The sequence below is a fragment of the Pedobacter sp. genome (assembly GCF_035566355.1).
GTDB lineage: Bacteria > Bacteroidota > Bacteroidia > Sphingobacteriales > Sphingobacteriaceae > Pedobacter.
The window spans coordinates 1-13,617 of sequence record NZ_DATMRL010000350.1 but is presented as its reverse complement, the minus strand read 5'-3'; the positions used below and the strand labels follow the sequence as shown (position 1 = coordinate 13,617).

Here is a 13,617-nt window from a genome sequence, read left to right as displayed (position 1 = left end):
ATTCTCCTCCAGATCTCTAAATTCATACTGACCTTCGGCATTCGTTTTAACAACCCGATTTCCATTTTTAATTTTCAAGGTAGCTCCCGGCAAAGGATTTCCTTTTCCGTCTGTAACTTTACCTTTTACATGTATTGTTTTAAAATAATCTAAAACAATATTTAAAATACTTTTTTCTTTAACACTGACCACTATCGTCTTATGGTCGATCACATAGGAATAATGGTCATGCAGTACCTGGTTCAACACTGTTTCAAGCGCTGTATTTTTAAAATCGGCATCTATAGTTTTAGCGCCTTTCAGTTTATCAGGCTGCCAAAGTACGTTATAGTCAGTCTGGATTTTTATCACTCTAAATACCTCTTCCAGTGTGACATTTTTTTTTCGCAGCGTAACCTGCTGCCCGTAACCGCTTGCGCTGACCTGGAGTATTGTGGCGATGATCAAAAAGATGGTTAGTCTCATTACAAGCAGTATTTTTTTTACACAGCCCTGCGGGCTGCATAAAACTCTATTATAAATTTTATACATTTGATTTTTGGCGGTTGATTTAGTAGACAACATTAAATGAATTCGGCCAGACTGTTGACAAGCCCCGATCCCACTCGGGGTTTGTCTTTCCGGCGCATTTTTTTTTGCGCTTATTTCATAACAAAGATCCTCCTTCCTTCTATTTTGAATTTTACCGCACGGGTAAAGCTCAGTTTCTTCAACACGTCACTGACCTGCTCGAACCTGGATATTCCTCCGCTGAATGTTTCCTGTTTCAATTCTGGTTTCTGGTATACGATTTCTACATCATACCATCTGCCAACCTTAAGCATGATGCTTTCCAGGCGATCGTGATCAAATACAAACATGGAATTTTTCCAGGCCATAACGACCTCAAGATTGGCTGGAACAATATCGATCTGCTGGCCCTTAAGTACAGATTCCTCTCCCGGATTTAAGACTCTGCGCATCCGGGCTGCAGAGATTTCCACACTTCCTTCCAGTAAAGTGGTTTTAATTTCTCCTTCATCTCCATAACCATTGATGTTGAAATGTGTGCCCAGTACCCGAATCTGCTGCTGCCTGTTCTTAACAATAAAAGGATGAGTTTTGTCTTTGGCAACCTCGAAATAGGCTTCTCCAGAGAGCTCTACAATTCTGTTCTGATGGGTTGCAAAGGAAACCGGGTAAGATAATTTAGATGCTGCATTGAGCCAGACATTGGTCCCGTCTGGTAAAGTGACCTGGTATTGCCCGCCTTTGGGGGTTTCAATGCTGTTGTACTGCCTCGATGAAATCCCTTTTACATCTGAAACTTTATAAACCAGTTGTCCATCTGCGGTCTTATTAATCTCTATACCTGATTCCTTAACCAGTTGTCCATTGGCAGCTCCGGTCAGGGCTATTACAGCGCCATTGGCCAATGTGAGCGTTGCACTGTTTTTTCCTGGTTTGATATGGTTTTTTATCGCCTGTTCTTCCAGCGAAGATGCAGCGTTAGTTTCCTGATAAATAGACCATCCAACACCTAAACAAAGGGCAAGTACTACTGCAGCAGCGATGCGTGGCCAAAGCACTGCACGTTTCAATGCAGGCTTGGTTTGTTTCATAATCCTCTCCCTCATTATGTCTTCGGCCTGTTCCAGATCGCTTTCGTTTAAAGAACTACGGTTATCCATATTCCAATTTGCATAAGCCCTTTCTATCCATTGGATTTCGTCGGGGCGGCATTGTCCTTCACTATATTTTTTCAGAAGTGCTGATTCCTGTTCTTCGGTCATGTTAAAAACAAATCTGACTGACTTGCTCATTATATAACCTTTAACTTAAAGCCATCGGGGATAAGGAATTGAAAAAAATTAATGGTGAAGTAAAAATGCAAGAAAAGCGATCAGCCCAATGCGCAAACGGAGCGCCCTGAGGGACTTTTTAATCTGGTCGGCCACCGTATGTTCTGAAAGTTGAAGTTGCTGCGCGATCTCTTTATTGCTAAGGTGCTGGTTCCTGCTGAGCTCGAATATTTCCCGCATCCGTGGCGGCAGTGCGGCAATTTCTGCTTCTATAATCTCTGTTAGTTGCTTTTCTCTGATCAGATGGTCGGTTGCTCCGCTTTCTCCCGGCAGGTATTTCTGGAGATATTCGCTGTAGTTGGACACGATTTTATTGTGGCTAAGCAGATTTAGTATTTTATTCCGGACCATGGTAAACAGATATCCCGAAAGATTGATGTCCTGGACTTCTAAATGCTTTTCCCAGAGTTTCACAAAAATATCCTGTACGATGTCTTGTGCTTCGTCTTCTTTGCGCAGTTTGTTATAGGCATGGCTATACAGCAGCCTATTGTAACGGTTAAATATTTCGCTGAAGGCCATATGGTCACCTGCCCGTAAAAGTACAACGAGTTGCTGGTCGGTATGTGCTTGATATGAAGGCACGAAGGGTTGGTTTAGGGTTGCTTGGTGAAAAGCCCAATAGTAATTAAATCTTTTCACATTTGAAAATTTTGGATAGCTCCTCTTCGGCTACATATTCTCGTTGAAGGGCTCGAACACGTCAGGCCGCTCGGCGTATCCAAAATTTTCTGAGCTTGGTGCATAACCAGGGTGGTTATCCGGGCATAGCGCGAATACTGAGTTGATTGTTTTAACGTTCTAAGTTTTCGCGCTAACCCAGGAAATGGCTTCGTCCAGTTCGGACAAAGAAAAACCTTTCGCTTCACCCGGACTCACGTAACTAAAAATATCCGTAAAACGTTCTACGCTTTTTTGGTCTGTTACGATGGCCATTTTTTTCCATCTGGTAAAATGTTTAATTCCTGCGATCATATCCTGGAGCCATGCTCCGGCAGTAAAGTTTTCAATACGGGTCCGTAAGACCAGCAGGTAGTAGATTTCTCCGTATTTATCTACAAGTTTAGAGAGTCCCGGCAATAATGTGTTTTTTAAATCGCCTTCACTAACTTCTCCAGCTGCTTTCACGCCAAATACATGAGCTGGAAGGTTTTCGATAGGTGTTAACATGACAATTAGGTTTGATGTGTGTTTATAACAACTCAGCCATATGTATGTTTAAAGGAATTTATGGACTTTTTCCACAAAATATATTTTTCAACAATAAAAAGAAGGATAATGTGGCTATTTATGCTCCTACAGAAGCCGCATGGTGAAAATAATTTATAAATAAATAAGACATGGCTTCCCATCCAGGAACCGGCCATGTCTCTCACCTAAATTTAACATCTCCACAAATCCCCGAAGGGCGCTGCTTCAAATTGCTGGACAGTATGAATGCCCAGTATCTTTAACTCCAGTCCACTCCCGGACCGGAATTTTATTTTTAATTAGAAAACTTATACACGGAGCTGCTTTGATAAGTTTGCCCGGCCTTCAATACAACGGAAGGAAACGCTGGCTGATTAGGGCTATCGGGAAAATGCTGGGTTTCCAGACAGAATGCCGTCCTGAAATCATCATATTTTCCGTCCCTCATCTTATTTTTACTCTGCATAAAATTACCTCCATAAAATTGTAGTCCCGGTTCAGTAGTATAGATCTGCATCACAATACCCGACTGATCTCCTTTAATTTTTGCTGCATACTTCCAGGACGCCTGATCGCTCAACACAAAGTTATGGTCGTATCCTTTTCCAAAACCAAGCTGCTCATTACGGGCATTCAGGTCCTGACCAATTGATTTAGGTTTACGAAAATCAAATGGCGTGCCGGTTACAGGCTCTATTTTTCCCGTCGGAATTAATGTAGAGTCAACAGGGGTATAGGCGTCAGCAAAAATCTGCAGTTCATGCTTGTTGATAGTGCCACTACCTTCTCCGTTCAGATTAAAAAACGCATGATTGGTTAGATTTACAACCGTATTTTTATCGCTTTTGGCTTTGTAGTCGAGCTTAAGCTCGTTGTTTTGGCTAAGAGTATAAGTGACCTGTACTTCCAGCTTCCCGGGAAAACCTTCTTCTCCATCTCTACTGGTATAATTTAATACAAGACTGCTGTCACCTCTTTGTTGTGCACTAAAGAGTCTGTACTGGAATCCTTGCTTTCCGCCATGGAGCGTGTTTGGCCCATTGTTTACGGAGAGTTGATAGATCTTTCCGTCAAGACTGAATTTTCCTTTGGCAATTCTGTTGCCATAGCGACCGATAGTGGCACCAAAATAAGGTTCTGTAGATTTTGCATAACCAGATACACTGTCAAACCCCAGTACAACATTAGTTGTTTTTGCTTGATTGCCCGGAATTTCCAGACGAACCAGTCTGCCACCGTAATTGGTGATTTCCGCACGCATTCCGTTTTTGTTTTTTAAAACATACAGATCAGAAACCTGACCATTAATACTTTCCTTAAAAGCTTTGCTTTCTTTTGGAGTGTTGTTCTGACAGGCAGCCAGGAAAAGCAGCAGAAGCAGCAGATTGGTCTGGAGCCATGGTTTTAAAGATAACAGGTTCATTACAATGGTATTTGGTTGGTTTATTGGTTACGGTTTTCAATTTCCGGTTGCAAACATCATCCTTTTAAGGATAACCATCAATCGTATGCCTCCAATTCCATAAGTTTTTAGTGTTTTCGACACCTTAACAAACTTATATTCGGAAATATAGATCAAATGAAACAAAAAATCAAATTTAATTTTGAACCCCTTGTTTATTAGGTTGACTTTTGTCTACATTTGTACAACCTGATTCCTTTATAATTGTAAATAAGTAAGCACGCCCTGCTAACTAATTTCATGTTTAAGATACCCGAATTAACTGCAACAGATATCCAGATATTAACCATTCTGCAAAGCAATGCAGAGTTACCACACAAACAGATTGCAAGGCTACTGAACAAGTCTGCCCCTGCCGTGTATGAACGGATCCGAATTCTCCGAAAAAAAGGATATATACGTAGTTCCGTTGCCCTTCTGAATTGCCAAAAGATTTCAAGCATGTTAACGGTATACACTCAGGTACAGCTCAAGGACCATTCAGCCGATTCATTGGATTGCTTCCATCAGCAGGCAACCTTATTTGACGAGGTCATGGAATGTTACCATACTACTGGTCACTATGATTTCAATCTGAAAGTGGTCGTTCCGGATATGCCAGCTTACAATAGTTTTATGCATAAACTGGCCTTGATTCCCAATCTGAGTACCATGGCCAGCCATTTTGTAATTGCGGAACATAAGCGGGACACGGCCTATAAACTGGAAAGTCCGCCTGCAGATTAAAGCCCCGTAAGGATTTCCCTCAGTGGGCTTTCATTTCCTGTACGACCAACAGCCGTTACAGCAATCCTTTTCAGACCAGTTTTAGGTTTAACCAGGAAGCGATCGTTCCTGTTAAGAATGGTGTAGCCCCATTTTGTACCATACTGGTAATAGACTACCCACTTGAAGATTTCCTTTTCTTTTGGGTGGGTCCAGCTGATCTTGAGTTGTGTTTGCTGTGATGTGGTTTCTACTACCGGAGCTGCAGGAGCAGACTGGTCCAACCATGGGCTGGCAGGTACAAGTGCTCCTGTCTGATAGGGACCGTTTAAGATTCCATTGATGAGTTTTTCATTTTTGACCAGGCTTCCGATGCTCCAGTGGGCAGCTCCGGTACTCCTGAAAGGGGTTGCCCTGGTGACCATAATTTGGTTAATGATCTCGTCAGCGCCCAGGTCTACATTCATTCCCGGCCACAAATGACGGTTCTGGGTATTTTCTCCTGCCCACCAGTCTAGCAAAACAGGGAAACTATGTGGAATATCATTAATTCTCCAGTACAGCTGAGGTGTAAAGTAATCCAGCCAACCCTTATTCAGCCAAAGTTTAGCATCTGCATATAATTTATCGTACTGGTCCATTCCTTGTATAGACGCTGGAAAGCCTGGTCTCCAGATCCCAAAAGGACTGATGCCAAATTTCACATATTTCTTTTCTGCTTTGATTTCTTTGTATATCCTTTCTACAAAGGTATTTACACCTTGCCGGCGCCAATCTGCACGTGATAATTTCCCTCCAATTTTCTGATAAGCTGTCCAGCTCTCATTGTCCGGAAAATCTGCACCTCCATTATAGGACTCATATGGATAAAAATAATCATCAAAATGAACTCCATCTATATCATAACGTTTTACGATGTCTTTTACCACAGCTGCAGAGTAGTCTTGCGTTCCCTTTTTAGAGGGGTCCATCCAGTATTGTCCATCTTTGAGTTTAACAACCAGTTCGGGATGTTTTTTAACAATAGATTGTTCACTAAGGCCTTTGCCCGAGGTATGATAAACCCGGTATGGATTAAGCCATACATGCAGCTCCAGACCTCGGTTGTGTGCAGCCTCTGTCCAGAACTGAAGCGGGTCGTAGTAAGGCCGAGGTGCTTGTCCCTGCTTACCTGTCAGGAAATAAGACCAGGGTTCAAGATCGCTTTTGTATAAGGCATCGGCCTGAGGCCTAACCTGCAAGATGACAGCATTAAAATTATTCCTTTGTAGAAAATCAAGTAGGGCAATTGCTTCTTTTTGTTGTTGCTGGGTGGAAAGCCCTGGTTTCGACGGCCAGTTGATGTTCGCTACAGAGGCAACCCAGGCTGCACGGAATTCTCTTGTGGGGTGTGTTGGTTGTTCGCCAGGCAGTACAACCGTTTTAGTGGCCTTTTTTTTTGTGCTGCAGGCAGCAAACAGGCAAAGCAATCCGAGGCCTAGAGCCAATATGCTTCTGTTTAAAGGAGAGGATAAAGATTTCAATTGTTCTGGTTTTGTTAATCTGATGCTAACAAAACTAGAACAATTAGATTTAAAAAAAGATTTTAGGACCAGATTAAACAGATCCATTTAAATCAGGCGGTGCCTAGGCTGTTTCCTGCTTGGCTATATTCCGGTATGGAAATACGTTAAAAATATGTCTGCGGGCAAATCTGCCCGGTGAATCTGCGTTAACCAATTTAACGTAAACTGCTCTTGGCACTTCAAAATATTCATATCCGCTTCCATCCAGGAAGTAAACCTTTAATATCTGACGTTCCCAGGTAAAATCAGCAATACCGCAGGAAGAAGTTGTTTGTGTATACTCTTCTAAAGAAAGTTGCAAAGTTTCTGGTGCAATACTTACTAAGAAATGATAGGCCTCAATAATTTCCTTGCTTTTATTTTCGGCTTCTACCTTAGCCTCTTCGCTTTCCTGGAACTTATCCGGGTGCCAGTCTTTCATTAAATTCCGGTAAATGGTTTTTAATTCTTTTAGCTCGGCATCCTTCTGTACACCTAACAATTTTCTATAATCGACGATCTTCTTCATAAAATTTGCGCAAAGGTACGTACATTTTTTCGCTAATCACATTAAGTTTCAATTAATTATAAAATACCAATTGTATAAATGCAACGTAAAGACCACTAATCTTTTATAAACCCGTTATAATACTACGATCCAGATAACTCTTCGATTTCCTGGTCCGTCAATACCTTGTTCCAGATTTGCAATTCATCTAACTGACCTTTGAATCCTCCAATCTGCTGCAGTGGAAAGAATAAGGTTTCTACTTTACGCACCTTAGTTTTGTCCTTATCTGTAAATTGTATCCAGTTGTCGTACAGTCGCTTTTGCAAATGACCATTGATATACAGACTGGTCCCTTTTGAAGTTCCTGAGATCACCACATGTGTCCAGGTATTTTCCGGAACGGCATAGTCAAAATCATAGTCATACCCTTCCCTGGAGAAACCCAGTTTGCCTGTATTGCCCTGTTTCAATTTAACGACCGAATTTGATGATTTGAAAACAGGAACATTGTCCTCTTTATTGCCTGAAGGATTAATCCAGAAAGAAACCGTATAATCATAACCAATCTCTTTATAAGGAAGTTCAGCAAAACTGTTTTTCCCGGTTAAAGTTAATGCCTTTCCTTTGGATCCTTTTGAATATCCGGCCTGATGCAGTATGATATTTTTACCTGGCTGATCAAAAGAATAAGAAGCCACCAGTGGTTCGTTTACATTTCCAATTTTCCCCCTGATGTTTAAAAAAGGCCCTTCGCCTACTTGTTTTCTTTTGGCATCAAAAACGTCAAAGGTATTTATGGTTTGATCTCCGCCCCACATTTTTTCTGCCACCACCTGCGTCGCCGGAAAAACACGATCATGTACATCTTTCTCTGTAATCCCATTCCCCACAATATCGTTCCATTCTGCAAATGAACCACCGATAATCCCCGGATCACCTGCTGGAAAACGCACTTCACCAATCTGCAGCGGGCTCCAGTTCTCATAGATATTTTTATAATCCAGATAGTCGTAATAGTAACCTGCGGCAGGTACAATATACAACCATCCATCGGGTGTACTGATTTGCTTATAACCCAGTTTCTTCATGTCCACAGGTTGAGCATACCCATTATACCAGGTATTCATTGTGACATTTTTAACGGTTACAGGTGTTGTACCAGCTGCATGTGTCAGCGCACCCCATACCCTCACTTCTTTTCCATAGCCCTGTACATATTTAATCATATGATCTGTAAATGCGCGGAAAGCTTCCGCTTCTTTTTTTGCATATTCATCTGTGCCAATATGTACTTCATTTCCAGTAAACACGGGATGTTTCCCGCCTAAATACTCTTTGAATACATTTTCAACCACCTCAACTGTTTTAGGATTTTTCAGGTCTAAATGATCCATCCCATAAAGTTTGCTCCCTATTTCAGGAACAACCTTTGTAAAGGCCAGGGCATGTGCCGGGACATCTATCTCAGGTATAATGCGGAGACCATAATCTTTTGCCAGTTGCTGCAATTCAATAAATTCTTTTTTAGAGTAAGATCCGTCTTTAGCTGTAAGGCCTGGATAGGTTGAATTTTCCAGCCGAAAGGCTGAATAAGTGTGATCCCACTGGTCTCCAAAATATTTCTTGAAACCATTGTCATTCAGATGGACCTGAAAATCATTCATTTTATAGTAAGACATGAGTTTTACGTACTCCTGTAAAAACTGAAGGCTAAAGAATTTACGTCCGGCATCCAGTACAAATCCTCTGACTTTAAATTCAGGATAGTCTCGGGCCACACCTTTTGGAATATTTTTATCTTGTTCAAGTAACTGGAGCAGTGTTCTTGTTCCCCAAAAAAGTCCCTGATATTTTAGCGCACTTATCGTTAGATAGGCATCAGACCTAAAATAATACCCTTCTTCTCCTATACTGCGGTCTTTCTCTCCAAGACTTAAATAAAGGTCTCCTTTTTGAGGCTTGCCAGAGGTAATGTTTAAATTAAATCCGGTTTGAAACTTCAATTCCTTTTTCAGGATATCTGCCACTTTTTGTAAAGTATTTTTACTGTCCGGATCTAAAACAATGCGGCTGGAAGAATTCAATATAAAGCTTCCCTGGCCACCATGCCATTCTCGCAATGCAGGGATTACAAAAGGTTGTGGATTGATACCCCTGTCAGGAAATCGACCTGGAATCAGAACTTGTTTGGAAATATCATATTTGAGCGTATCAACAGCTGTACTGATCAACTGAAAGTAGAGATTTACTTTTGCATTAACCAGTGGAGCCGTAACGGCACCCATGCTATCGATCACGGGAGAACGGTCACTTCCGCGATAGATCAACTGATAACCCGTTGGTGCTTTTGGAAAAACAACTTTTTTATCCCCTGAATGAATGCTACCGATTTCTGCTACCAAAGGTATATTTTGGTTGTTCTTTTGGGCAAATGCAGTTGCAGAAAGTAATAATAGGATACCAACAGGTATATTTTTTATTTTAATCATAATATAATTACTATTTTGATATCAACAGACAGGTATTTTTTTCCCATTTGTTTCAATAACACTGTTTAAGGTAATGAATGTCTGTGCAATAAATACATGTTTCTTTGCGCAAACGATTGACCTGTTTAACTGTAGCAGATAAATCCGTAAATGATCTATATATTTGCGTTATGTTCAAAATTGGATTAGCAGAAGACGATATTAAAATTGCCAGCCTGATCAAAGCAGGTCTGGAAGAGCATCAGTATGATGTAACGTCGATTGCTGATGGAACGGAAGCCTTGATCGAGTTTCAGGCCAACCCCTACGACCTGGTCATTCTGGACATCATGATGCCGGGTCTAAATGGTATCGAAGTTTGCCGTCAACTCAGAATAAACAACAAGGATCTGCCTATACTGATCCTTACCGCCCTGGGTTCTATTGAAGATAAGGTGATCGGACTTAACTCAGGAGCAGATGATTACCTGCTCAAACCTTTTCATTTTAAAGAATTACTGGCCCGTTTGGAAGCTCTTTTAAGAAGAAGTCATAAAAATTTCGCTCCCAAAAACCAACTCAGTTTTGCTGATATTACAATTGATACGTATAGTAAAACTGTGGAAAGAGCGGGTAAACAGATTGAACTGACTGCCAAAGAATATACCCTGCTCGAATTGTTCCTCAAAAATCCAAACCGCCTTCTTTCCCGTCAGTATATCGCGGAAAATGCCTGGGACATTACTTTTGACACGGGAACCAATGTGATAGATGTCTATGTAAACTTCCTGAGAAAGAAAATAGACAAAGATTTTGACAAACGACTGATCCACACCAAGATCGGAATGGGCTACATTCTCAAAGAAGCATGAAGATAAAGGACCGTCTAGCCTTGTATTTCACCTTAATCAGTACCTTGATTCTCCTTTGTGTACTGTTTGCCATCTATTTTACTTTCTTGAAATTTATGCAGGCAGAATTTTTTTCCAGGCTTACAGACCGTACCATGGTCACTGCAAAACTCTATTTGGAGGCAGATGAGATTTCGAGTGACTCTCTGAGCAGGGTGCGGGAGCAATATCTCGAAAAACTAAATGGTGAGGTAATCCGGATTTACAACGACAAAAATGATGCAACTTTTATCGGGGACGACCAGCAATACTGGAACATTGAAACCATTGAAAAAGTAAGGCATGCAAAAAAACTGCAGTTCAGAGAAGGCCTCAGACAAGTGGTGGGCATTTATTATAAGGACAACCAGGGTGACTTTGTAATCCTCGCCTCTGCTATAGATCAGAGCACCATCAGCCGTGTAGAAAAACTATGGAAAATCATGGTGGTGACCTTTCTGACCATTTTTATTGGCCTGCTCCTTTCTGTGAGATGGATTGCGAAAAGAATCCTCCTGCCACTAAATGAATTCATTGAACAGGTAAAACTTATTAAATCAAACAATCTGCACTTTAGAGTAAGTGAGGGTGCCAATAAAGATGAGGTCCAACTGCTTGCCCAGAACTTCAACAATTTAATGGAGCATCTGGAACAGTCCTTTATTTTACAGAAAACTTTTGTTGCCAATGCTTCTCACGAACTCAGAACCCCTATTACCAGAATGATTATTGGTGCAGAGATTTCCCTTTCCCAGGAAAGAAGCAAGGAAGATTATCAAAGGGCTTTACACTCCGTTCTGGAAGATGCAGAAAAACTGGAAAATATCATCAGCAGCCTGCTCAATCTGGCCCAAACAGATCTGGAATATGGGGAAACCAATTTGATTAAACTGAGGATAGATGAAATGATCTGGTCTATCCAGGAAGAATGGACTAAAAAACCTGGAAATTACCAGTTCCAGGTAGAGGTTAAGAACCTGCCAATGGAGGAAGAATTACTAACGGTGAATTGTAATCCTACTCTACTGCAGATCGCTTTGGACAATATCATCTCCAATGCCTTTAAGTTTTCTGATCAGCTTGCGGTAAGATGCATCCTGGAAATTAATGAAACTGGCATTCATATTTTCATTGTTGACCAGGGTATCGGTATGGAGCCGCAGCAATTAGATCATATATTCAAACCCTTCTATAGTTCTTCTTCTAAAACAGCACATGCGGGTAATGGAATGGGGCTATATATGGCTTATAAAATTATAACCCTGTACAAAGGAAACATCACTGTAAAGTCACAAAAAGGCAAGGGAACCATCTTTGAAGTCTTTTTCCCTAAATTTTAATTCCTTTTTAATTTCTCTTTAATTTCGCTTTAATACACCAGGGGTAGGTTTGGTCAATAATTTTATAAATGACCAGATCCCAATGAAAATCTCAAAACTTTTAAGCTGCCTTGCACTGCTATGCATGGGAGCAGGTGCATCGGCACAAAACACCGACTCACTGAAATTAAGTTTGCCTGAAGCCGAAAAGCTCTTTGTCAAAAACAACTACCAGTTGATTGCACAGCAATACCAGACGGACCAGGCCAAAGCCGACGTCATTACGGCTCGCTTGTTCGATAACCCTGAAATCAGCTATGAAAACCAGTTGTACAACCATGAAACCAAAAAGTTTCTGCAAACGAATAGTACAACCGGTGAATACCAGGCATCCCTTTCGCAGGTCATTAAACTTGCCGGTAAGCGTAATAAAAATATACAGCTGGCTACAGCTGGGGTAAAATTGAGCGAGTACCAGTATTTTGACCTCATGCGGACGTTGCGCTTCAGTTTGACATCTACCTTCTATAAAACTTATTATGACCAACAATCGGCTAAGGTGTATGAACAGCAGATCAATTCTTTAAAACTTCTGTTAACCGCAAATGAACAGCAGTTAAAAATGGGAAATGTGGCCATGAAAGACATTATCCGGATAAAGTCTCTATTGTATAGTTTGCAGGGAGAATACAGCAGCCTGATGAATGATATTGAAGACCTGCAAACCCAGATCAAACTCCTGACCAATATCAAACCCGATGCAAAACTTGCCCTCGTGGTTTCTCCTGAAGAGGAAGAGAATTATCAGCTGGACAAACAGGTCTATACCAACTTATTGGATTCAGCCCGTAACAACCGTGCTGATCTTCAGCTGGCAAAAACAGGAATTGTATATGCGGAGAACAATTTAAAGCTCCAGAAAGCCAATGCCATACCTGATGTAGAACTTTCATTAACCTACGATCTGCAAGGCAGCTATCCAACAAAATATACCGGGATTGGCATTAAATTACCTATTCCCTTATTTAACCGAAACCAAGGCGAAATTAAAAAAGCCAAAATTGCCATCGATGCAGGAAAGGCCAGCTTAAATCAGCAGGATGCCATTTTGGAGAATGAAGTGTACAACAGCTACGCATCAGCCTTACGCACAGAAAATCTTTACCACGGCTTTGACAAGAATTTCAATGCGGATTTTGACAAACTGATCAGTGAGGTGATCAAAAACTTTAAGAACAGAAACATCAGCTTAATCGAATTCCTGGATTTCTATGATTCCTACAAGGCCAGCACACTACAAATGAACACCCTGAAATACCAGCGTATGAACGCTAAAGAAGAAATCAATTTTGTGACCGGATCTAACATTTTCAAATAACGCACACATGCAAAAGATTATCCAAAACATCGGCGCACTGACTGCCATCTCCGCCGTCCTTATTTTATCTGCCTGCTCAGAACAGAAAAAAGAAGCGCCCAAAGAAGACAAATTTGTAGTAACAGACTCTCTGATTAAAAGACTGGAAATTGACACTGTTCAGGGAGCAAATAATCAGGCTGACCTGAATTTCTCTGCCAAGATCACAGCCAACGAAGAAAAAATGGCTAAAATATATCCTATGGTGAGCGGACGCGTACAAAATGCGCCGGTAAAATTAGGGGATGCAGTGAGCAAAGGTCAGGTAC

At 41.2% G+C, this 13,617-nt stretch carries 12 protein-coding genes and 1 pseudogene; 5 read left to right on the top strand and 8 right to left on the bottom strand.

Going from position 1 to position 13,617, the window contains the following annotated elements:
* The 5 genes from VNZ46_RS13505 to VNZ46_RS13485 form a co-directional block, all read right to left on the bottom strand.
* Positions 1 to 465, bottom strand: a 465-nt coding sequence (locus tag VNZ46_RS13505) for a carboxypeptidase regulatory-like domain-containing protein (RefSeq protein WP_325560619.1), incomplete at its 3' end; no start/stop codon positions are given.
* A 176-nt stretch (positions 466 to 641) separates the two neighbouring features.
* A complete protein-coding gene (locus VNZ46_RS13500) occupies positions 642 to 1,802 on the bottom strand; it encodes a FecR family protein (RefSeq protein WP_325560618.1) in 1,161 nt (386 codons plus the stop codon).
* A gap of 48 nt (positions 1,803 to 1,850) precedes the next feature.
* A complete protein-coding gene (locus VNZ46_RS13495) occupies positions 1,851 to 2,426 on the bottom strand; it encodes an RNA polymerase sigma-70 factor (protein WP_325560617.1) in 576 nt (191 codons plus the stop codon).
* Positions 2,427 to 2,642: 216 nt separating this feature from the next.
* On the bottom strand, positions 2,643 to 3,011 hold the full coding sequence (locus VNZ46_RS13490; protein WP_108555331.1) for an STAS/SEC14 domain-containing protein: 369 nt from the start codon (positions 3,009 to 3,011) through the stop codon (positions 2,643 to 2,645).
* A gap of 316 nt (positions 3,012 to 3,327) precedes the next feature.
* Positions 3,328 to 4,455 carry an aldose epimerase family protein gene (locus tag VNZ46_RS13485; protein WP_325560616.1) on the bottom strand — a complete coding sequence of 376 codons (1,128 nt, stop codon included), beginning with the start codon at positions 4,453 to 4,455 and terminating at the stop codon, positions 3,328 to 3,330.
* Between the two features lie 279 nt (positions 4,456 to 4,734).
* Here VNZ46_RS13485 and VNZ46_RS13480 point away from each other — a divergent pair, with 279 nt between their 5' ends.
* Positions 4,735 to 5,220 (top strand): Lrp/AsnC family transcriptional regulator, encoded by a 486-nt coding sequence (locus VNZ46_RS13480; protein WP_325560615.1) that lies wholly within the window; start codon positions 4,735 to 4,737, stop codon positions 5,218 to 5,220.
* Here the strand turns inward: VNZ46_RS13480 and VNZ46_RS13475 are convergent.
* The 3 genes from VNZ46_RS13475 to VNZ46_RS13465 form a co-directional block, all read right to left on the bottom strand.
* Positions 5,217 to 6,722 carry a glycoside hydrolase family 10 protein gene (locus tag VNZ46_RS13475; protein WP_325560614.1) on the bottom strand — a complete coding sequence of 502 codons (1,506 nt, stop codon included), beginning with the start codon at positions 6,720 to 6,722 and terminating at the stop codon, positions 5,217 to 5,219. The genes VNZ46_RS13480 and VNZ46_RS13475 overlap by 4 nt on opposite strands.
* Before the next feature lie 103 nt (positions 6,723 to 6,825).
* On the bottom strand, positions 6,826 to 7,272 hold the full coding sequence (locus tag VNZ46_RS13470; RefSeq protein WP_325560613.1) for a KTSC domain-containing protein: 447 nt from the start codon (positions 7,270 to 7,272) through the stop codon (positions 6,826 to 6,828).
* A 122-nt stretch (positions 7,273 to 7,394) separates the two neighbouring features.
* Entirely contained in the window at positions 7,395 to 9,743 is a 2,349-nt protein-coding gene (locus VNZ46_RS13465; protein WP_325560612.1) for a family 20 glycosylhydrolase, read from the bottom strand.
* A gap of 170 nt (positions 9,744 to 9,913) precedes the next feature.
* On the opposite strand from VNZ46_RS13465, the gene VNZ46_RS13460 reads away from it, so the two are divergent.
* The 4 genes and pseudogenes from VNZ46_RS13460 to VNZ46_RS13445 form a co-directional block, all read left to right on the top strand.
* Positions 9,914 to 10,594 (top strand): response regulator transcription factor, encoded by a 681-nt coding sequence (locus tag VNZ46_RS13460; RefSeq protein WP_199079860.1) that lies wholly within the window; start codon positions 9,914 to 9,916, stop codon positions 10,592 to 10,594.
* Positions 10,591 to 11,952: a sensor histidine kinase gene (locus VNZ46_RS13455; protein ID WP_325560611.1), complete on the top strand. Its 1,362-nt coding sequence runs from the start codon at positions 10,591 to 10,593 to the stop codon at positions 11,950 to 11,952. The genes VNZ46_RS13460 and VNZ46_RS13455 overlap by 4 nt, the downstream gene beginning before the upstream one ends.
* 82 nt (positions 11,953 to 12,034) lie before the next feature.
* The gene (locus VNZ46_RS13450; protein ID WP_325560610.1) at positions 12,035 to 13,309 is read left to right on the top strand and encodes a TolC family protein; all 1,275 of its coding nucleotides are present in this window, start codon (positions 12,035 to 12,037) and stop codon (positions 13,307 to 13,309) included.
* Positions 13,310 to 13,316: 7 nt separating this feature from the next.
* Positions 13,317 to 13,617 (top strand): annotated as a pseudogene (locus VNZ46_RS13445) (efflux transporter periplasmic adaptor subunit); the annotation flags it as partial.

Excerpts from the sequence above, each read along its gene's own strand:
- VNZ46_RS13500 (WP_325560618.1), bottom strand. The coding sequence starts at position 1,802 with ATGAGCAAGTCAGTCAGATTTGTTTTTAACATGACCGAAGAACAGGAA.
- VNZ46_RS13490 (WP_108555331.1), bottom strand. The coding sequence starts at position 3,011 with ATGTTAACACCTATCGAAAACCTTCCAGCTCATGTATTTGGCGTGAAA.
- VNZ46_RS13485 (WP_325560616.1), bottom strand. The coding sequence starts at position 4,455 with ATGAACCTGTTATCTTTAAAACCATGGCTCCAGACCAATCTGCTGCTT.
- VNZ46_RS13480 (WP_325560615.1), top strand. The coding sequence starts at position 4,735 with ATGTTTAAGATACCCGAATTAACTGCAACAGATATCCAGATATTAACC.
- VNZ46_RS13470 (WP_325560613.1), bottom strand. The coding sequence starts at position 7,272 with ATGAAGAAGATCGTCGATTATAGAAAATTGTTAGGTGTACAGAAGGAT.
- VNZ46_RS13465 (WP_325560612.1), bottom strand. The coding sequence starts at position 9,743 with ATGATTAAAATAAAAAATATACCTGTTGGTATCCTATTATTACTTTCT.
- VNZ46_RS13460 (WP_199079860.1), top strand. The coding sequence starts at position 9,914 with ATGTTCAAAATTGGATTAGCAGAAGACGATATTAAAATTGCCAGCCTG.
- VNZ46_RS13455 (WP_325560611.1), top strand. The coding sequence starts at position 10,591 with ATGAAGATAAAGGACCGTCTAGCCTTGTATTTCACCTTAATCAGTACC.
- VNZ46_RS13450 (WP_325560610.1), top strand. The coding sequence starts at position 12,035 with ATGAAAATCTCAAAACTTTTAAGCTGCCTTGCACTGCTATGCATGGGA.